At 56.8% G+C, this 17,354-nt stretch carries 24 protein-coding genes and 1 tRNA gene; 16 read left to right on the forward strand and 9 right to left on the reverse strand.

The genetic code is table 11. The annotated features are described in order from the left end of the window. Positions 1-206: 206 nt before the first annotated feature. The gene (locus tag ACR3EM_RS08345; RefSeq protein ID WP_480470258.1) at positions 207-2,159 is read left to right on the forward strand and encodes a pentapeptide repeat-containing protein; all 1,953 of its coding nucleotides are present in this window, start codon (positions 207-209) and stop codon (positions 2,157-2,159) included. Between the two features lie 20 nt (positions 2,160-2,179). Here ACR3EM_RS08345 and ACR3EM_RS08350 read toward each other — a convergent pair whose 3' ends face one another. The 5 genes from ACR3EM_RS08350 to ACR3EM_RS08370 form a co-directional block, all read right to left on the reverse strand. After that, on the reverse strand, positions 2,180-2,572 hold the full coding sequence (locus ACR3EM_RS08350; RefSeq protein ID WP_480470259.1) for a hypothetical protein: 393 nt from the start codon (positions 2,570-2,572) through the stop codon (positions 2,180-2,182). Then, on the reverse strand, positions 2,569-3,255 hold the full coding sequence (locus tag ACR3EM_RS08355) for a hypothetical protein (RefSeq protein WP_480470260.1): 687 nt from the start codon (positions 3,253-3,255) through the stop codon (positions 2,569-2,571). Before ACR3EM_RS08355 ends, ACR3EM_RS08350 begins: the two co-directional genes overlap by 4 nt. Then, positions 3,255-3,935, reverse strand: coding sequence for a DUF1064 domain-containing protein (locus ACR3EM_RS08360; RefSeq protein WP_480470261.1), 681 nt, complete (start codon positions 3,933-3,935; stop codon positions 3,255-3,257). The genes ACR3EM_RS08355 and ACR3EM_RS08360 overlap by 1 nt, the downstream gene beginning before the upstream one ends. Then, positions 3,932-4,984 carry a hypothetical protein gene (locus ACR3EM_RS08365; RefSeq protein ID WP_480470262.1) on the reverse strand — a complete coding sequence of 351 codons (1,053 nt, stop codon included), beginning with the start codon at positions 4,982-4,984 and terminating at the stop codon, positions 3,932-3,934. Before ACR3EM_RS08365 ends, ACR3EM_RS08360 begins: the two co-directional genes overlap by 4 nt. A gap of 621 nt (positions 4,985-5,605) precedes the next feature. After that, complete coding sequence (locus ACR3EM_RS08370) at positions 5,606-5,824, reverse strand: hypothetical protein (RefSeq protein ID WP_480470263.1); 219 nt, start codon at positions 5,822-5,824, stop codon at positions 5,606-5,608. Between the two features lie 107 nt (positions 5,825-5,931). On the opposite strand from ACR3EM_RS08370, the gene ACR3EM_RS08375 reads away from it, so the two are divergent. Together ACR3EM_RS08375 and ACR3EM_RS08380 are read left to right on the forward strand one after the other, a co-directional pair. Next, a complete protein-coding gene (locus tag ACR3EM_RS08375; RefSeq protein WP_480470264.1) occupies positions 5,932-6,261 on the forward strand; it encodes an SWIM zinc finger family protein in 330 nt (109 codons plus the stop codon). Positions 6,262-6,362: 101 nt separating this feature from the next. Then, positions 6,363-6,851, forward strand: coding sequence for a hypothetical protein (locus ACR3EM_RS08380; protein WP_480470265.1), 489 nt, complete (start codon positions 6,363-6,365; stop codon positions 6,849-6,851). A gap of 173 nt (positions 6,852-7,024) precedes the next feature. Here the strand turns inward: ACR3EM_RS08380 and ACR3EM_RS08385 are convergent, their stop codons facing one another. The 3 genes from ACR3EM_RS08385 to ACR3EM_RS08395 are packed head-to-tail and all read right to left on the reverse strand — an operon-like array spanning position 7,025 to position 7,943. Further along, positions 7,025-7,369, reverse strand: coding sequence for a hypothetical protein (locus tag ACR3EM_RS08385; RefSeq protein ID WP_480470266.1), 345 nt, complete (start codon positions 7,367-7,369; stop codon positions 7,025-7,027). Beyond that, positions 7,366-7,722: a hypothetical protein gene (locus ACR3EM_RS08390; protein WP_480470267.1), complete on the reverse strand. Its 357-nt coding sequence runs from the start codon at positions 7,720-7,722 to the stop codon at positions 7,366-7,368. Before ACR3EM_RS08390 ends, ACR3EM_RS08385 begins: the two co-directional genes overlap by 4 nt. After that, positions 7,722-7,943, reverse strand: a complete 222-nt coding sequence (locus tag ACR3EM_RS08395) for a hypothetical protein (RefSeq protein ID WP_480470268.1) — start codon at positions 7,941-7,943, stop codon at positions 7,722-7,724. Before ACR3EM_RS08395 ends, ACR3EM_RS08390 begins: the two co-directional genes overlap by 1 nt. An 87-nt stretch (positions 7,944-8,030) precedes the next feature. Between ACR3EM_RS08395 and ACR3EM_RS08400 the strand changes: the two genes are divergently transcribed. The 7 genes from ACR3EM_RS08400 (at position 8,031) to ACR3EM_RS08430 (ending at position 11,137) form a co-directional block, all read left to right on the forward strand. Further along, positions 8,031-8,345 (forward strand): hypothetical protein, encoded by a 315-nt coding sequence (locus ACR3EM_RS08400; protein WP_480470269.1) that lies wholly within the window; start codon positions 8,031-8,033, stop codon positions 8,343-8,345. A 223-nt stretch (positions 8,346-8,568) separates the two neighbouring features. Further along, a complete protein-coding gene (locus ACR3EM_RS08405) occupies positions 8,569-8,859 on the forward strand; it encodes a hypothetical protein (RefSeq protein ID WP_480470270.1) in 291 nt (96 codons plus the stop codon). Between the two features lie 94 nt (positions 8,860-8,953). Then, positions 8,954-9,130 carry a hypothetical protein gene (locus ACR3EM_RS08410; RefSeq protein WP_480470271.1) on the forward strand — a complete coding sequence of 59 codons (177 nt, stop codon included), beginning with the start codon at positions 8,954-8,956 and terminating at the stop codon, positions 9,128-9,130. Next, on the forward strand, positions 9,127-9,300 hold the full coding sequence (locus tag ACR3EM_RS08415) for a hypothetical protein (RefSeq protein ID WP_480470272.1): 174 nt from the start codon (positions 9,127-9,129) through the stop codon (positions 9,298-9,300). Before ACR3EM_RS08410 ends, ACR3EM_RS08415 begins: the two co-directional genes overlap by 4 nt. Continuing rightward, positions 9,297-9,767 (forward strand): hypothetical protein, encoded by a 471-nt coding sequence (locus ACR3EM_RS08420; RefSeq protein ID WP_480470273.1) that lies wholly within the window; start codon positions 9,297-9,299, stop codon positions 9,765-9,767. Before ACR3EM_RS08415 ends, ACR3EM_RS08420 begins: the two co-directional genes overlap by 4 nt. Before the next feature lie 171 nt (positions 9,768-9,938). Next, positions 9,939-10,145 carry a helix-turn-helix transcriptional regulator gene (locus tag ACR3EM_RS08425; protein WP_480470274.1) on the forward strand — a complete coding sequence of 69 codons (207 nt, stop codon included), beginning with the start codon at positions 9,939-9,941 and terminating at the stop codon, positions 10,143-10,145. Next, positions 10,139-11,137 (forward strand): tyrosine-type recombinase/integrase, encoded by a 999-nt coding sequence (locus tag ACR3EM_RS08430; RefSeq protein WP_480470275.1) that lies wholly within the window; start codon positions 10,139-10,141, stop codon positions 11,135-11,137. The genes ACR3EM_RS08425 and ACR3EM_RS08430 overlap by 7 nt, the downstream gene beginning before the upstream one ends. A gap of 81 nt (positions 11,138-11,218) precedes the next feature. On the opposite strand, the gene ACR3EM_RS08435 is transcribed toward ACR3EM_RS08430, so the two are convergent. Continuing rightward, positions 11,219-11,308 (reverse strand) — tRNA-Ser (locus ACR3EM_RS08435). A 202-nt stretch (positions 11,309-11,510) separates the two neighbouring features. Between ACR3EM_RS08435 and ACR3EM_RS08440 the strand changes: the two genes are divergently transcribed. Genes ACR3EM_RS08440 through ACR3EM_RS08465 form a run of 6 tightly spaced genes read left to right on the forward strand, consistent with a single transcriptional unit; the run spans position 11,511 to position 17,353 of the window. Then, a complete protein-coding gene (locus tag ACR3EM_RS08440; protein ID WP_480470276.1) occupies positions 11,511-12,821 on the forward strand; it encodes an SPOR domain-containing protein in 1,311 nt (436 codons plus the stop codon). Positions 12,822-12,837: 16 nt separating this feature from the next. Further along, complete coding sequence (locus tag ACR3EM_RS08445) at positions 12,838-14,004, forward strand: D-alanyl-D-alanine carboxypeptidase family protein (RefSeq protein ID WP_480471910.1); 1,167 nt, start codon at positions 12,838-12,840, stop codon at positions 14,002-14,004. A gap of 11 nt (positions 14,005-14,015) precedes the next feature. Beyond that, positions 14,016-14,627 carry a dTMP kinase gene (gene tmk, locus ACR3EM_RS08450; protein ID WP_480470277.1) on the forward strand — a complete coding sequence of 204 codons (612 nt, stop codon included), beginning with the start codon at positions 14,016-14,018 and terminating at the stop codon, positions 14,625-14,627. 7 nt (positions 14,628-14,634) lie between these two features. Next, complete coding sequence (locus ACR3EM_RS08455; RefSeq protein WP_480470278.1) at positions 14,635-15,750, forward strand: DNA polymerase III subunit delta'; 1,116 nt, start codon at positions 14,635-14,637, stop codon at positions 15,748-15,750. A gap of 2 nt (positions 15,751-15,752) precedes the next feature. Continuing rightward, entirely contained in the window at positions 15,753-16,559 is an 807-nt protein-coding gene (locus ACR3EM_RS08460; protein ID WP_480470279.1) for a TatD family hydrolase, read from the forward strand. Beyond that, a complete protein-coding gene (locus ACR3EM_RS08465) occupies positions 16,556-17,353 on the forward strand; it encodes an MBL fold metallo-hydrolase (protein WP_480470280.1) in 798 nt (265 codons plus the stop codon). The genes ACR3EM_RS08460 and ACR3EM_RS08465 overlap by 4 nt, the downstream gene beginning before the upstream one ends. Position 17,354: the final 1 nt, after the last annotated feature.

Below are 17,354 nucleotides of genomic sequence, written 5' to 3' on the forward strand. Positions count from 1 at the left end.
GTGAACGATTTACTCTGAGCCTCTGGCGGTTCCCCCTAACTCCCGTCAGACCCTCATCATCCTAAAATACTCAGATACACTGTTGAATTACCGCACTAAAAACATCATGCTAAATTACTGTCATTTAGAGATAATTCATGCGTCGCCGAGTTTACATTAACCGCCCTAGAAACCCAGACACCTCTGGAATCGACCGGATCAACGAGTTGTCTAGAATTTCGCGTACAAATTGGTTTAGTCTACTGGCCTATCTGGCCTTTGCTGGCGTGACTCTGTTGGGAGTTCAGGACGCCGATTTCTTTATCGAAGGCCGTCAAACGACGCTTCCGCTGGTTAGCGTTGAGATACCAACACGAGATTTCTTTATTTTCGGCCCGTTTCTTGGCACGGCGTTGTTCGTCTACCTACACCTCTATCTGTTGAAGTTGTGGGATGCTCTGGCAGTCCCTCCTCCGCGATCCAAAGGCGAGGCATTGTCGCAACAAGTCACCCCATGGCTAATCAATGATCTTGGGCTTGCGCTTCGTGGAGACGGAGCAGTGCTCCGACGTCCGCTGGATTGGCTCTCACATATTGTAACCTTCCTGCTGGTCTTTGCCGTAGGTCCATTTGTGGTAGGCTACTTTTGGGTGCGCTATTGGCCCGCGCATGAGATGGGTTTTTCAATCTTCAATGCCCTTCTATTTGTGCTGGCAACAATGACAATGGTTGTGAGTCTGTTCACGGCCGTTACCCGTTTGCGTTACGGCTGGAAAAACCAAAGTGGCACACGCCACTTGATAGCATTGGTAACTGTTCTGATTATTTCGTTACCTGCAATTACGCTTACTGTAGCAAAAACCGATGGTCCCGAACGCTTGGGTATACTACGTACTTCGGTCGAAATTTCTTATTCGAAGGCCTATCGAGCTTTGGTTTGGATCGGAGTAGTTGATGAACAGTATGGTAATAACACCGGCTCAGATCCATACGCGCTTAAAATCGCATCTGCGGACCTGAGAGAAGTTGAGTTCGTTACACTTCCTGCAGACTGGTTGTTTTACGATGCCCATCGACAACAATTTCGCGTTCAGTGGTGTGAGCGACAAGGACTTGATCTGAAATCTTGCGGTCCATCTAAGAGTGGTGGAGATCTGGAAACATATCACTCAACCGCTAGAACAAAATGGTGCAATGACAATGGGTATGGGTCGATATCAAAGTGCTCAGATTTCTTTCTAAGCCTCGAAAAGAAATTTGACGAAGCTTGGAAATATGAGCGGCAATCAAAAATAAGTGCATTGGAAAATTGGTCGCCACGAAACTTAGATTTCCGCAATGCCGATATGTGGGCTGCCCAACTTGCTGGAGCGGATTTACGAAGCGCACAATTGGAAGGGGCGTACCTAAGAGGTGCAAATATGGAAGGGGCGGACTTTAGCTATGCCAAGATGGAGGGCGTTGACTTAAGGCGGGCATGGTTGAGGGGCGCGGACATGTTCTACGCTCAGATGCAAAAGGCGAACTTGATTGATGCTAAGATGGAAGACGCAGTTCTTAGAGGGGCAAAATTGGAAGGCGCCAATCTGAGCCAGGCAAAATTGACGAAGGCAAACTTGAGCTTTGCGCAACTGGAAAAGGCGATATTGGTAGATGCTCAGATGGAGGGAGTTGTCCTGGACGGAGCAAAACTGGAAGGGGCGGTTTTTCTAGGGGCTAATTTGAAAGACGTGGACTTAAGTCGAGCGAAAATCGGTACGACTGTTCTGAGTAGAGCAAATATGACATCTGTGGAATGGTCAGATAAGAAAATTTGGGCTCCTGCCCATCACAGTGATCTCAGAGGAAGCATTGGATTAACTCAAGATCAGCTTATGTCTTTAATTGGAAATTGGTATACATTGCTACCTGATCAGCCAAACCCTGACACGGGAAAACCCCTTTTCATCCCATCGTGTTGGGTAACTGAACCAGAGTCGTGGAATACGCTGGTCGAGACCTCGGATAAACTCACACCGGAAAGTGCGCTTCGCGCTCAATTCCTTTGCCCATCTGGTACCGTGCCTCAAAAGTCTGGCACGCCTTGGCCTCTAGACAAAACGCCGCCTTGGGAAGACAACCCAAATTGGAAGCCAGTGTACCAAGGATCAGTAACTGCATCGACAAACACCGTGGAATGACCATATCTACAGAGTCTGAACTAACTAACGAGGTCAGATCTACTGGCTAGAATTTCGCGCACGCGATACACAGACAGGTCGATGCCATGGGCGATCTCGGCCACGGTGAAGCCTTCGGCGTGCATTTCGCGGATTCGACGGTTGCGGGCTGCGCGCACGATCGAGCGGCAATTGGCGGGCTGAAGGATCATCCCGGAGAACGCCCGCACCATCTTGTTGGCGTCGTTCCATCCGAGAATGCGCACTAGCTGGTGATCGACCGACGGCAGGCTCTTGGGGATGTAGACGCACACCCGCCAGGCACGTGATCCCGACTGAGGAAGCGACCCGACTAGGTGCAATGCCTGGTCCCGTCCAATCACCTCGGCAATCTCGGCAACGCTATCGGGCAGCGGGGGCAATAGGTCAGTCACAGCAAATCCCCCTGCCGCTCATCTGGAACATCTTTGAACAGGCGTTTCCGAACCCACGTATCAGCGCCCAGCGCAGGGCGGTTTACGTCCCAGACAAACCATGAGTTGCGTTGCGGCGGTGACCCGCCGCCTCGGAAGTCGATTTTCCAGCAACACAGGTATTCAACCGATGGCGGATGTTCGCGAAACACTCGATCCATCCCGTTGATCCGCGCCGCCGGCCAGTCGGCGTTAAGCAACAGCGCAATGTATGGGATGCCCAATTCGAAAGAATGCCAGAGCCAGCGTCCAAAACCATCGCGGGCGTTGATCTCGCAATATTGGGGATTGGTGAATTGCACTGGGCTAACTGGCTTGGTGAAGTCATAGAATGATTTCACCTCGACACGTGGCCAGCCGCGATCAACGACGTCGTTGCCAGAGACCTTGAACCCCTGCCGTTCCAATACAGCCGCGATATGGCCGCCGCCAACAGCCGTTTCCCATACGTGATTGCTGTGCGCCCGCATATGGGCCTTTTCTTCGGCCAATATGGCTTCGGTAGCTTCGGCGGGTGTCGGGTCATAGTCCAACGGATCCCGAACACTCGGTGCAACCGCCTTTGGGAAATCGGCAAGCACACCCTGCGCAGTAGGCGCTTTGGGCTTGGTTGCTAGAAAGAGGGATTTCGCCGACTGCACCATCAGGTCACCAACACCTCGACGCCCATGGCGCCCAAAATGGCTTTTTTCAGATTGAACACGTCAGTGGCGTGGCCCTTGCGGTCTTCGATCACCTGCACGCCCAGCGCGTGGTCGACATAGACGAAATCAGCGGTCCAAGTACGTTGCTGCTTTCCGCTGTCTGTCATGATCGGGCCGTCTCGACCCTCAAGGCCGATTTTGACCTGGCGGCGCAGGCCCGAGATTTTGCCCGCGCGTTGTAGCAGCTCCAACTCGCACCAGCGGGCGTATTCGGACTTGCTGTCGAAGGTCATACCGTCGACCTCGATGCGCTGGGCGTTGCGCACGCGGCGCTTGTCCTCTTTCGGTACATCGGCGTTCTGCATGGCGCGAAGCTGGGCGGCGGTCATCCGTTCCACTGGATCACATTCCCTTTGCTGAGCTTTGAGTTTCTGACCAGCGAATTTCAGGGCGGCGGCGATGTCTTTCGCCACCGGATCAGTTGCGGCCAAACTGTTCTGGGCCTGATAGGCCCCTCGGATCTCTTCAAGGCTGTGCAGACGCATCTTGCGCATAACCTTTTTGAACGGCCCCGGGCGCGGCGCGTGAACTACGCAGTCACCGGCAACCAGGTCGACGGTCACGATGACGTCGCCAAAGCGCTGGCCGTTGGCGATATGATCGGCATGCGGCGACGTCACAGCAGTTTCCCCACGGCGCGGCATTCTTGGATGGTCACGAGCTGGGCCTGCACGCATTCCCAAGCTGTTTCGTTGGAAATCGGCGAACACAGGTGCGCTTTGCCCTCGCGAATGGTCTTGGCGTGGGTTTCCAGCAGCTTTTCACGATCGACCGTCGCCGAGGTGGTCGGCGTGTGCTGCGTCCACCGCTTGTCGCGCACCCAGTTCTGAGAATAGGCGATGTATTGTTTGTTGTTGCCCTTCTGCTCGACGGCGAAAGCACGGGCACCAGCAAGGATCGCTGTGGGGTCTGCCCCGTCTACGATCGCGAGTTGCAGCGCAGCCTCGGTTTCCAGCAGATTACCGATGCGCGGATACACGTCGACGAACTGGTTAAACAAATCTTCAAAAACGAAATCCGTGTCTGAATTTGAGACACGGCCATCGGATGTCTCGCCTGCATGGCTGGCGGTTGTCGCGTTCCCGTGTCCAGATTTGAGACGCGGCTTTTTCAAATCATGATTATCCAAATCTTGTGTGTGTGGCGCATCTTGCGACACACAAGGTTCTTGGATGGTTATAGGATGGTTTGGGTGCATCTCCTGCACCCCATGGGGTGCATCTCCTGCACCCGTCGGGTGCATCTCCTGCACGGGTGCATTTCCTGCACCCGTCGGGTGCATCTCCTGCACGGGTGCATTTCCTGCACCCCCTACATCTTGGGCAACCCGTGCATTTCCTGCACCCGTCTGTTTTGAGCCAGAATTACGCGGACGGGTCTCAGGCAAGGCGCGAATGGCGTTCAAATCGATCTGATATTCGATCGTGTAGCCGTGAAAATGCTTGCGGTGACCAACCTCTTGAACAAGCCCCATACCGACCATTTCGCCGATGGCTGTTTGAACGGTTCGCTTGCTCTTGAACTCGAGATCAAGCGCCATATTGGACTTACTAACCCAGATGCCCGAGCCATCGTCCGACGCAGCATCGGCCATATAGAGCAATACTGATTTCATGGTCGGCGAACCGACAATGCGCCGCTTAACCAGCGTGTGAACTTCGTTGCTCATGCGCTCTGCCTCGATTGACTGCTCTTTGGAAAGGTTGGCAGCGACGGGCACAGGGACGTTGCCCCACCCCGCCTCTGGCGCCTGCCTGCGCCCCGGTGATCACGCTTGACGGGTCTATGAACCTATCCCTAGGGCGCCGGGCCCGTCGTTCAGCGTGTTCTTGGTTGGGACCCTTTCGGGCTCGCTGTCCCGTGATGTTCAGCGAGGAATGCCCCTGGCGAATTTTGTTGTTAGTGCGCCCAGCGCGGATTGATGGGAAATCGCCAGAGGAACCGCGTTGCGAATCCACCAAGCATATGCCCATCTTAAATCGCGCAGGGTGCGCGGCAGGGTAGCAGCCCCGCCGCGCGTATCCACCCCGCCCCCAAGCACGGAAAGTAGCGGAATGAATTCTGTTTTCTTCTATCGACACGTAAACCGATACGGCGTTTGGACTATCGCCCCGATCGGTGATCGTTGGGAAATTGCATACGGCGACGAACCGCTTGGCAGATATAGCAACCTTGCTGGTGCCCATGAGGACCTCATCCGCGGCTATTGCTTTTCCCTTCCCAATGGGCTTGACCCCGAGCAATGCGAGCTGCCCGACGATCTTTCTGACTGGGAAAGGGTCCGAATTCGTCACCGCTGAGCCTCATCGCGCTTGCGCCAAAGCTCGGCAAATCTGGGAATGGCCCATTCGACCATTTCGCCCTGCGCTTTCAGATCCTCGATCGAAATCGAAAGGCGCGTGACAGTGCCATCAGGCATGTCGAATGACACCACCAAGCGGTCGCGGTTATGATTGTCACCAGTGACACCGCGCAGCTTCGCTCGAGGGAAATGAGGCGCGGCACTCATTCGTCACCCCCTTGATCACAGGGGTAACCACCTTGCGAATCTCTGAACGCTGACGCAACTTGTGCGAGATATATGTTTCTATTCAGCGATATACCCGGAGAAGTATTGTGAAATTCACGTTCAAGAGCAGTTCCAGAGATGAGGAATACACCGTCTCTGTCGAAGAGACCCCAGAGGATGTTTTGATCTTCTGCACCTGCCCCGCAGGCTCCAACGGGCAGCACTGTAAACACAGACTGGCGATCCTTGAGGGCGACGACAGCAAGGCCATCAAAGCTACCCACCCTGCGTCCGAGGTCGCCGCCATCATCAAAGGTACGCGCCTTGGCAACGCCATCGAAGAATTGCGAGAAAGCGAACAGATGGTTGTCTCGGCACAGGCCACCCTCAAGAAAGCCAAGAAGCAGGTCGCGCGAGCGATGCATGGCAAGTTCTGAGACGCGATCAGTTATGCGGTTGCCGGTCATTGCAGCACCGCACTCTTTCCGAACCGAACAGGCAGTTCTACAGTAGATATTGAACTTAGGAGGATCGTAACATGTCGGTCGATCTGGAGGACGCGAAGAGTGCTCTTGAATTCGTCAAAGGCGGCGCATCTGCATTCGAAGCCACTGTAAATGCGTACAAATCTCTGAAGTCTCTGTTTAGCTCTAGCGAGACGCCACCAATTACCAAGGTTACAAATGCTCTTGAGGAATTGAACTCTCAAATACTCTTGTCTGAAGAAGAAAACATAACGCTTCGCAAAGCGATTATTGCTTTGGAACGCAGAATCTTGGACCTTGAAAACCGCGAAGATAAATTCGCTGGTTATGAACTTTGGGAAACAAGTCTTAGGAACATTGTCTATCGGTCGGCCAGCGAAGTAACGCCCGTGCATTACCTCTGCCCTAGCTGCAAGGATGAGGGGGTAAAAACGATTTTGCAGGGCGATCAATACGACAAGGAATGCAGAGCAAAACCCGGGCATGGTATATTTCTCTTCGAGACCCACCCCGACTCTGCTCTGACGGGCGCAACTTGGTAGTAACAAGGTATTCCGATAATTAGCCTCACACAGCGAGATTGCATCCTCGATTGATGTCGAAAGGAGCCGGTCTGCGTCTTCTAGCGTGTCAATCGGCCCAAACAGCTGCGCGCGATCGTGATTGCTAACCGTGACACCACGGAGCTTTGAATGGAGAAACAGGGGCGCGGCGCTCATTCCTCGCCCCGCTTCTCGGAAATCATCAGGCCCCACAAAACGAAAAAACCTATGAGGTAGCAGGCGACATCCCACAGACTGTCGGCGATTACGATGGCCGAAAATCCGCTGTTGGGGATATCGCCCGCAACTTCTTTCATAAGAATTCCGGCAATCCCGACCCAAAGCCAGGCATGTGAAAGGCCGCGAAACAGAACGACCGAGCTGACCGCTATACCTATCCCGAAATGCGCAAGGCTGACGGTCATAAACCAGACGATCAACCCCGAGACGGCCTCGGCGCCTGCACAGGACAAATCGCTGTGCAACAAGCTGCTGAACTCTGTGCTTAGCCTGCTCATCTTTGACCGATCTGCCCTAGAATATCGTTGCGGGTCCGGTCAGAGGTGAGGATTTCCATGGTCTTCCAAACACCAAGAATGGCGCAGACCGTGTAAACATCCTCGATCACCGGGCTGCTCGTCTCCGATAGCCAGTTCTGAATTTGCCTCTCCGAGCGGCGCAAAACAGGCGCGGCCAATCGGGCGACCTCATTGTCGGATGACCCGGGGAATGCCTGCCGCAGCGCGTCGGCAAAACGAGACCTCGCCAATTCGCGCGCCTCGATCCGGTTCACTACGAAAGACTTTTCGCGCCCATTCAGGAGAAACTTGACTCCAGATGACAAAACCCGAGGAAGCGATGACAGCGACATCACCTTGCCCTTTCGTTCAACTTGAGGAACGAGAACAACTCCTTGTTCGGTTCCGTCATGTCCAACTCTCGCGACATCAGGCACAACGCGTCATACCAGGCGGCAGGCAGAACACCCGATTGCATATGGGTATGAACAGTCGTGGGCTTCTTTTTGAGCCGGTCGGCTACCTTGCGATAGCCCCCGAGTTGATCAACGAAAGTACGAACATCGGTCTGCATAGCAACTCGATATTACGGTTTTTTCGTAATTTCAAGCTGACGAGAGAATAAAAATGCGAAATTTTCGTAACTGAGCGATCAAGAGATATGGATTATCTTGAGCGAGAGCGGCGCTGCCGCACCACAGTCATCACCCCCGAAGCGATTCACAAAAGGCTCATCGCAGCGCGGAATTCAACTGGCCACACCGCGCGCGAACTCGCCTTGAGTGCTGGCATCAAATATACAACGTTCAAATCTCAGGAGAGCTCAGGTTCTCCATCCCTTAAAATGTTGGATTTTTATTGGAAAGCATTCCAGATTGATCCCAATTTTATACTCGGCGGCGATTTCGCTCGAATCTTGCCCGACACTCTGGAAGCCCTTCTTGAGCATCTGGACGACCCCGAAACCAATACCTAGGGAACAACACCCTAGTCACATCCCAACCGGCCCACATACAAAATCGCGCAACCAATCTCAAAATCACTAAAAGCCCCTCAATAAATGTTCTGCGTTTGTTCTACCATCGGTTGCGCACTTTAAATAGTCGCATTTTCGTGAATTACGATTTTTCCGTATTTTGAGTTGACCATTTACGATTTTTTCGTAACACTGCCTCACATCATCCCGATGGAGGCAGACCATGCAAACGCACGACCAATTCCGCACTATCGCGGCCAGCATCGCAAATCCCCAACAGTTTTATCACCCCGCTTTGGCGGTTGCCTCGTGGTGCAAGATCAAGGCGCTGCATGGCCAGCCGATCAGCGACCAGCAGCTTGACTGCCTCGGCGTTAAGGTCGACACGGTAAGCCGCAAGGCGATCGAGGGCGCTGAGCGCGCCCAGCGCATCCGGACCAAAACCCGCGACCTCGCCCGCCAGCGCGGCCACATCAGCCCCGATCCTCTCATTTTGCCCGACGCAATCGCCTGATCTGCCTCGTTGCGCGTAACTCGTACTGCGCGCGCGAAAACTAGGCCGGGGGTCAATCACAGCCGCCCCCGGCCCCTTTCAAAAGGATGGGTTTATGACCATCGGATTGCACATTCTCGCCGCCGTTCTTTGGCTGGTTGCTCTGTTATTCGCATGGCTGATGGGTGTCTCCGCTAATGGAAGCCCGAAGGCGCGCGATGCAATGGGCCCTATCTCTGTGGTCGGCGGCGTTTTGGCCATCTGCGCCCTCACTCTGCAGGTGATCGCATGACCGACTTGACCCTGCAAATCATCCTGTTGTCGCTCTGGTCTGTTGCCTTGGTTGGATCGGGCACCGCTGCCCTGTTCGCAAAAGACGACTGGCCGCAGGCGGTGAGTGCAATCTCATTCGCGGTGATCGTCTGGTCGCTGCCCAAGCTGACAATGACGGTGTGGCCATGACAGAGCGTTTAGACCTTAAGGGTATCGTAGTGGCGGTCGAGCAACTGGAACAGACGGTTCCGGCGCGCAAACTAACTGTTCTAAAAGATCTAGCTTTTCAGAACGGTGGCCGCTGGGATCTGCCGAGCGAGCGGTCGGGCGTCTATGACCCGATAATCAAGTCGGTCGAGCTGTTTGGCGTCTACGCGATGGCCGAGGAAGTGGAAGAACTGCCCAAAAACTGGGTCCATGCGGCCTGCAACATCCTGCTTGCGGAAGAGGCCGAGGCCACGGCCCCTAAATCCACCGCGCCACCCGCGCTTGGCACAACCGTGCGGTTCCAGCGTTCCCCGACCCACCACCCGGAAACCGGCATTGTGCGCGGTCGCCAGTTCGGCAGCGGGATTGTTGAGGTCGAAGACACAGACACCGTTATCCACCGGTTGCAGCCCGGCAATTACGAGGTCATCCAGAATGCAAACACCTGATGCCACTCACGGCACCGCCCGGCCCTCGTCTGCCCGTTCCTCCCTTGGGCAAGACGGGGGCACAGCCACGGTGATCGCCCAGCGCCTCGGGGTATCCTACAGTATTGTCTACAAAGACGCGGCCAAATTGGGCTTAAGCCCGCGCTGCGCAAAAACACTGTAGCAAACGCCATGGGCCAGATCACACCAATCGCCGTCAGCGAAAAGAACGCCGCCAAGATGCTCGACATGCCGGTTGGTAGTTTCCGGGATCTGGTAACCGATGGCATTTTACCCAAGCCTCGTAAGATCGGACCGCATGAGCGCTGGGACGCGGACGAACTGCGCGCCATTTTGCGAGGCCAGATGATCGACGGCTATGAGGACGTAAAATGGTGAGGAAGAAGTTCACGACAGCGAAGGTCATCAAGGGTCGGACCTACCAGTATTTCCGCAAGGATGGTCGCTATGTTCGCTTGCCGGATGATCCCAACAGCGAAGAATATGATCGCGAATACTGGCGACTGATGCGTGGCGGCAGCGAGTTGGCCAATCGTTTCACATTTGAGAAGTTGATCGCCAGCTACAAACAAAGCCCTAAGTGGCAGAAACTCGCGCCACGGACCAAATCGGATTATTCGAAAGTGCTGGAATATCTTTCCGATACGGTGGGCAAAAAAGACCCAACCAAAATGCGGCGTTCCACTATCATCGAGGCGCAAATGGCAAACCGCCACCGTGCTAGATTCGCGAACTATATCCCGCATATGCTGTCGATCTTGTTTGAACACGCCATTGATTTGGACTGGCAGCGAGACAACCCGGCAAAGGGTATCGAGAAGCTGAAAACAGGCGATGGCCACAAGCCTTGGCCCACCTCTGCGATCAACACCTACCGTAATAAGGTATCCGGTTTACCGCTGCTGGTTTTCGAGCTCGCTATCGGGACCGGTCAACGCGCAACGGATCTTACTCTCATGGAATGGGGGCACATCGAGGATGACGGAATTTGGGTAACACAAGGCAAAACCGATGCCAGGCTTTGGATTCCGTTCACTGATCGCTTACGCAATGTTCTGGCATCGACCACGCGCCGCAGCCTGCGTTACATTCTGTGCGATGATCATGGTCGCAAACTGAACTATGACCAGATTCAGAAAGCCACGATTGCCGAGCGCAAGAGGCTCGGGCTTGATGCCTACAGCCTGCACGGCCTCCGATATAGCGCCGCCAGCGAGTTGGCCGAGGCCGGATGCACCGACCACCAGATTGCGGCCATCACCGGTCACAAAAGCCTGTCGATGGTTCAGAAATATTCCAAAGGGGCCAGCCAAAAGCGACTCGCAAAGCAGGCGCAAGCCAAGCGGGACCAGAACAAGAACCGAACATGAACACGGGAAACTTTGTGGGAAACCGAAAAAACAGCGGGTTCAACGGGCACTTAGAGAGTGATCGAAATCGCCTTATTTATATGGCGGGGAGACAGGGATTCGAACCCTGGGAACGCTCTCACGTTCAACGGTTTTCAAGACCGCCGCATTCGACCACTCTGCCACCTCCCCGCGTGGGGCAGGGTCTAAGGCGAGTTGTTGGCAGAGGCAAGCCATAAAGCGGGAAATCTTGCCGAAGCGAAAGCAGCAGTCTTTCCATGGCCCGGTGCCCGCGCTATGATCCGCTCAAGAAACCGCTGGAGACTGGCAAAAAGAACCAGCACGCATGCGGTGGGGCGCGGCCGATATGGCCTGTCAGGCAAGGGATGAGACAATGAAGCGAGCGACTGGCACACGCTTTGGGCCGCAGCGGCTGGCGTTTCTGGCCGTGAGTATGGTGGCCTTGGCGGGCTGCGAAGAAGGGTTCAATCTGCAGGAACCCTCGACCGAAGAAACGGCAAGTGAGGATGCGGACAACACCAACAGGTTTGAGCTGTTCCCCGAAGCCAGTGCCAGCAACCAGCGCGATGTCGAGGCACCCGAGGTGTTTCAGGTGACCGAGGCGGGTCTTTGGGACGGGCGTCCGTCGCTGGGCGGCGTCTGGGTGGCGCACCCTGATGTCTCACAACCCGAGCGGGTACTGATCAAAAATACCACCAACAACAAAACCGTCACCGGCGCGTTGTTCCGTCGCGAGCGGAACCTGCCGGGGCCCGCGCTGCAAGTGTCATCGTCGGCAGCATCGCAGCTGGGAATGCTGGCCGGTGCTCCGACCCGGATTGAGGTGGTTGCGCTGCGACGAGAAGAGATCGCGCCTGCTCCACCGCCGATTGCGGAAGAACCCGTTGAGGAAGAGACAGCCGAGACCAGCACTGAGATTGCAGCCGTAGACACGACCGAAGCAGATGCACCCGAGAAACCCGCAAAGCGGAAATGGTGGCAAAAGAAACCTGCTGACGAGACAAACGCCGCCGGTGCAGCTGTAGCTGCCGGGGCTGCCGCGGGCGCGGTTGTCGCCTCGACCGGGGATGATGTTGCTGAGACCGCCGTTCAGACGGCTGACGCAGCCACTGAGGCCGTCGAGCCTGAACAGCCTGCGAAACGCAAGTGGTGGCAAAAGAAGACACCTGAAGAGGTAGACGCCGCAGCAGCCGAAGTGGCGACCGCTCCGCTTGCCGAGACCGGGACCGAGGCCGCATTGGCCGGTGCCCAGACTGCAGCCTTGTCGGACCCAGAGATCACACCTCCGGCCGAGAAACCCGCCAAACGGAAATGGTGGCAGAAGAAAGACCCCAACGCCATCACCGAGACGCCGCTGGACCCGATCGCGGGTGCAGCCGCAGCCATTGAGGCAAGCGAGCCGACCACCGCAGCCGCAGCTGCCGCCGCCACCCCCGAGACAACTGGCGGGTTGGCAAAGCCGTTTGTTCAGGCCGGCACCTTCAGTGTCGAAGCAAACGCCAAAAGCGCCGCCGAGAAGATCCATCGCAACGGAATGTCCGCTGAGGTGGCAGAGTTGAAAGGCGACGAGAATACAGTTTGGCGCGTGCTCGTCGGCCCGGCTTCGACTCGGGCCGAGCGTCGCGCCTTGCTGAACGATGTCAAAGACCTCGGTTTTGCCGATGCCTTCACGGCCAAGAATTGAGATGAGGAAGCCCAAAATGCTGTCTGCATTCAGATCCACATGCCTGGCCATCGGCCTGACTGTGCTGGCCCTGCCCTCTTACGCCTTTGATACAACGGCGCGGGCGGCTTATGTGATGGACCAGGGAACCGGAACGGTGTTGCTATCGAAAGACGCCGATCAGCCGCTTCCTCCGGCCTCGATGTCAAAGCTCATGACTCTGTACGTGGCGTTCGAGGCGCTGCGTGACGGGCGATTGACCTTGCAGGAAACACTGCCCGTCTCGGAACACGCGATGAGCTATGGTGGCTCGACCATGTTCCTGAACACGCAGGACCGCGTGACGGTCGAGGATCTTCTGCGTGGCATTATTGTGCTGTCGGGCAATGATGCCTGTGTGGTGATCGCCGAAGCGCTCAGCCCCGATGGAACCGAAGCAGGCTTTGCTCGTTTCATGACCCAGCGCGCGCAGCAAATGGGCATGAACAACTCGAACTTCGCCAATTCCAACGGTTGGCCTGCTGCGGGGCACATGATGTCGGTGCATGATCTGGCCATTCTGGCCGATCGTCTGATCACCGATTTTCCGGAATACTACCCGCTGTTCGCCGAAGAGGTGTTCGAGTTCGATGGTCGCGCGCCATCAAACTCACGCAACCGCAATCCGCTGTTGAAGCTGGGGATTGGGGCGGATGGGCTCAAGACCGGCCACACGCAAGAGGCCGGGTATGGTCTGGTCGGATCGGCCAAACAGGGTGATCGTCGGGTCGTCTTTGTCCTCACGGGTCTCGACAGCACCCGCGCCCGTGCAGAGGAGGCTGAGGCCGTGGTTAACTGGTCGTTTCGAAATTTTGTCGAGAGGACAGTTGCCAAAGCGGAAGAACCGGTAGCCCAGGCAAAGCTTTGGATGGGGGCTGAAAAGACAGTTGGACTGGTGCCTGAAGAGGACCTGACACTGCTGTTTCCGGTCTTGGGCGGCAAGGAAATCAAAGCCGAGGTGGTCTATGACGGCCCGATCAATGCTCCGGTATCGAAGGGTCAGCAGCTTGCCGAACTGGTGATTCAGCCGGAAGGCCTGCCGGAAATTCGCCGCCCTCTCGTGGCTGACAGGGACGTCGCACAGGGCGGGTTTGTTGTGCGAATGATGACCGTTGGCGGCATCGTTCTGAAAGACGTCATCAATATCCCGCTGGAACAAATGTGACGCCGCGCGGAATGTTCCTGACTTTTGAAGGCATTGACGGATCGGGCAAATCCACGCAGGCGCGCCTGCTGGCCGAACATTTGCACAACGCAGGCCGAGATGTGGTTCTGACCCGCGAGCCCGGAGGCTCAGCCGGGGCCGAGGAAATCCGCAGTCTGGTCCTGCAGGGCGATCCGGATCGCTGGTCTGCCGAGACCGAGATTCTGTTGTTCACCGCCGCCCGTCGCGATCATCTGGAGCGTACGATTGAGCCGGCTCTGGCTGCGGGTAAGGTTGTTATCTGTGATCGGTTCGCCGACAGCACTCGCATGTATCAAGGCCTGTCGCGCGGAGATCTGCGCGGGTTGGTCGACCAGTTACATGCGCTGATGATCAAACGCGAACCGGACCTGACACTGCTGATCGATATGGACCCCGAAACGGGCCTGTCCCGCGCCAAAGGACGTCAGGGCACCGAGGAGCGATTCGAGGATTTCGGCGTCGACCTGCAACAAAAAATGCGCGCCGGGTTTCTGGCGCTCGCAGATGAGTTTCCGGACCGTTTCCGCGTCGTCGATGGCAACCGAGACATGGACAGCGTCGCGCAGGATGTGACAGATTTCGTCTCAACAGCCCTGCGATAGACGAGACATGAGCAACGATACTCCAAACCCGGATCAGGCCCCCGGCGCCCCGCACCCCCGCGAAACGGAGCGGCTGTTCGGGCAGGACAACGCCGAACAAGCCTTCCTGACCGCCTATAACTCGGACCGGCTGCATCACGGCTGGTTGCTGACCGGCCCCCGCGGGGTTGGCAAAGCAACTTTGGCATGGCGCATTGCCCGGTTTTTGCTCGCGACACCTCCGACAGATGACGGTGGGTTGTTCGGTGCCCCCCCTCCGCCCGACACATTAGACATCGACACGGATCACCCCGTCTCGCATCGCATTCTGGCAGGAGCCGAGCCCGGACTAGCCGCGATCACCCGATCCGTGAACGATCAGGGGCGTCTGCGCAATGAAATCGTGGTTGACGACATCCGCAAGCTAGGGCGCTTCTTTGGTCTGTCCTCGGCGGATGGCGGTCGGCGGGTTGTCATTGTCGACTCGGCAGATGAGATGAACACCAGCGCTGCCAACGCGCTGTTGAAAATGCTCGAGGAGCCTCCGGCGCGCACGACGCTATTGCTGATCTCACATCAACCCTCGCGCTTATTGCCCACCATCCGGTCTCGTTGCCGAACTCTGCGCCTATCGCCTTTGGGGGTCGAAGATATGCAGGCGGCACTTGCGCAAACCGGGGCGGAACTGCCTGCACAAGCGGACCATCTGGCCGCTCTGGCAGCAGGCTCGGTCGGCGATGCCGTGCGCCTGATCAATCTGGGTGGGTTGGAGCTTTACGCCGAGCTGATCGCCATTGTGGGCACCCTGCCCCGGCTCGACCGGCAACGTGCGCTGAAGTTGGCAGAAACAGCCGCACAGCGCGGTGCGGCTGAACGGTTCGACCTGCTTTTGTCCCTGATCGACATAGCCCTGTCCCGCCTCGCCCTGACCGGCGCAACAGGCGCGGCCCCGATGCCCGAAGCCGCTCCGAACGAGGCCGAAACGCTGGCGCGCCTCTCCGGTTCACCGCACAAGGCCCGCCAATGGGCCGAGGCTGCCGCCCTGATCACGTCACGCGCGCGGCATGGGCAGGCGGTGAACCTTGACCCTGCCTCGCTTGTCCTAGATACGGTGTTCAAGATACAGGAAACCGCCGGTCATTAGTGATGAGCCCCACCCCTGAAATTACCGACAGCCATTGCCATCTGGACTTCCCGGATTTCGAAGGCCAGTTGGACGAGATCGTAGCCCGTGCCGCCGAAGCAGGCGTGACGCGGATGGTGACGATTTGTACCCGCCTTCGCAACGAACCCAGCGTACGCGCCATCGCCGAAGCTCACGCTTCGGTCTTCTACGCCGCTGGCACGCACCCGATGAGCGCAGTGGACGAACCCATGGCTACGGTTGACGAACTGGTCACACTGGCGCGTCATCCGAAATTTGTTGGCATCGGCGAAAGCGGTTTGGATTACCACTACACCGCCGACTCAGCTGAGATTCAAAAACAATCGCTGCGCGTTCATATCCAGGCGGCGCAGCAAACTGGCCTGCCATTGATCATCCATGCGCGTGCAGCCGATGACGACATGGCCCGCATTCTGACCGAAGAACATCGCAATGCACCCTATTCCTGCGTGATGCATTGCTTCTCGTCTTCGGCGGAGCTGGCCCGGGCCGCGCTGGATCTGGGCTTTTACCTGTCCATGTCGGGCATCGCCGCCTTCCCCAAAAGTCAGGAGTTGCGCGATATCTTCGCCGCTGCCCCTGTCGACCGCATTCTAGTGGAAACCGACGCGCCTTATCTGGCCCCACCGCCACATCGTGGCAAACGCAATGAGCCCGCCTATACCGCCCACACCGCTCGCAAGGGGGCCGAAGTATTCGGGATGGACTACGCCGAGTTCGCCGCCCAGACGCAGGAAAATTTCGACCGGCTGTTCACCAAGGCCGCGACATACAAGGCCGCCGCATGACTGAACTGCGCTGCACTATTCTGGGCTGCGGATCATCCGGCGGTGTTCCCCGGCTGGGCGGTCATTGGGGGGCTTGTGACCCCGACAATCCAAAGAACTCGCGCCGCCGATGCTCAATGCTGGTTGAACGGGACGGGCCGGATGGCACGACCTCTGTTCTGATCGACACCTCACCCGACATGCGCAGCCAGTTGCTGAGCAGCGGCACAGGCCGTCTGGATGGGGTAGTTTACACCCACTCCCATGCCGATCACACCAACGGTCTGGACGACTTGCGGATGATCTTCTTCAACATGAAGGCGCGCGTTCAGGTCTGGGCGGATGGCGATACGCAAAACGACCTTCTCAACCGCTTCGGCTATGCGTTCGTGCAGCCCGAGGACTCGCCCTATCCGCCTATTCTCGATCTGCGCACAATTGACGGACCGTTTGAAATCGACGGGCCCGGCGGTGCGATCCCGCTAGAGCCGTTTGTAGTGAATCACGGCAGAATTGACTCACTGGGCTTCAAGATGGGAAACCTCGCGTACCTTCCCGATGTTGCCGAGATTTATGACGAGGCCTGGCGGGCAATGGAAGGGCTCGATTGCCTGATCATTGACGCTCTGCGCCGCACGCCCCACCCAACCCATGCACATCTGGAAAAGACATTGGGCTGGATCAAGCAACTGGAACCGAAACGCGCCATTCTGACCAACATGCATATCGATATGGACTATGCCACGGTCGAGGCCGAAACCCCGGACCACATCACGCCCGCGTTTGACGGGATGGTGATCCGGCAAGCGCTCTGAG

The sequence above is a fragment of the Ruegeria sp. AH3 genome (assembly GCF_056536265.1).

Bases quoted from the DNA above. Each gene is read 5' to 3' on its own strand.
- ACR3EM_RS08355 (WP_480470260.1), bottom strand. From the start codon at position 3,255: ATGGTGCAGTCGGCGAAATCCCTCTTTCTAGCAACCAAGCCCAAAGCG.
- ACR3EM_RS08365 (WP_480470262.1), bottom strand. From the start codon at position 4,984: ATGAGCAACGAAGTTCACACGCTGGTTAAGCGGCGCATTGTCGGTTCG.
- ACR3EM_RS08370 (WP_480470263.1), bottom strand. From the start codon at position 5,824: ATGAGTGCCGCGCCTCATTTCCCTCGAGCGAAGCTGCGCGGTGTCACT.
- ACR3EM_RS08380 (WP_480470265.1), top strand. From the start codon at position 6,363: ATGTCGGTCGATCTGGAGGACGCGAAGAGTGCTCTTGAATTCGTCAAA.
- ACR3EM_RS08385 (WP_480470266.1), bottom strand. From the start codon at position 7,369: ATGAGCAGGCTAAGCACAGAGTTCAGCAGCTTGTTGCACAGCGATTTG.
- ACR3EM_RS08390 (WP_480470267.1), bottom strand. From the start codon at position 7,722: ATGTCGCTGTCATCGCTTCCTCGGGTTTTGTCATCTGGAGTCAAGTTT.
- ACR3EM_RS08395 (WP_480470268.1), bottom strand. From the start codon at position 7,943: ATGCAGACCGATGTTCGTACTTTCGTTGATCAACTCGGGGGCTATCGC.
- ACR3EM_RS08400 (WP_480470269.1), top strand. From the start codon at position 8,031: ATGGATTATCTTGAGCGAGAGCGGCGCTGCCGCACCACAGTCATCACC.
- ACR3EM_RS08405 (WP_480470270.1), top strand. From the start codon at position 8,569: ATGCAAACGCACGACCAATTCCGCACTATCGCGGCCAGCATCGCAAAT.
- ACR3EM_RS08410 (WP_480470271.1), top strand. From the start codon at position 8,954: ATGACCATCGGATTGCACATTCTCGCCGCCGTTCTTTGGCTGGTTGCT.
- ACR3EM_RS08415 (WP_480470272.1), top strand. From the start codon at position 9,127: ATGACCGACTTGACCCTGCAAATCATCCTGTTGTCGCTCTGGTCTGTT.
- ACR3EM_RS08420 (WP_480470273.1), top strand. From the start codon at position 9,297: ATGACAGAGCGTTTAGACCTTAAGGGTATCGTAGTGGCGGTCGAGCAA.
- ACR3EM_RS08425 (WP_480470274.1), top strand. From the start codon at position 9,939: ATGGGCCAGATCACACCAATCGCCGTCAGCGAAAAGAACGCCGCCAAG.
- ACR3EM_RS08430 (WP_480470275.1), top strand. From the start codon at position 10,139: ATGGTGAGGAAGAAGTTCACGACAGCGAAGGTCATCAAGGGTCGGACC.
- ACR3EM_RS08440 (WP_480470276.1), top strand. From the start codon at position 11,511: ATGAAGCGAGCGACTGGCACACGCTTTGGGCCGCAGCGGCTGGCGTTT.
- ACR3EM_RS08445 (WP_480471910.1), top strand. From the start codon at position 12,838: ATGCTGTCTGCATTCAGATCCACATGCCTGGCCATCGGCCTGACTGTG.
- tmk (WP_480470277.1), top strand. From the start codon at position 14,016: ATGTTCCTGACTTTTGAAGGCATTGACGGATCGGGCAAATCCACGCAG.
- ACR3EM_RS08455 (WP_480470278.1), top strand. From the start codon at position 14,635: ATGAGCAACGATACTCCAAACCCGGATCAGGCCCCCGGCGCCCCGCAC.
- ACR3EM_RS08460 (WP_480470279.1), top strand. From the start codon at position 15,753: ATGAGCCCCACCCCTGAAATTACCGACAGCCATTGCCATCTGGACTTC.
- ACR3EM_RS08465 (WP_480470280.1), top strand. From the start codon at position 16,556: ATGACTGAACTGCGCTGCACTATTCTGGGCTGCGGATCATCCGGCGGT.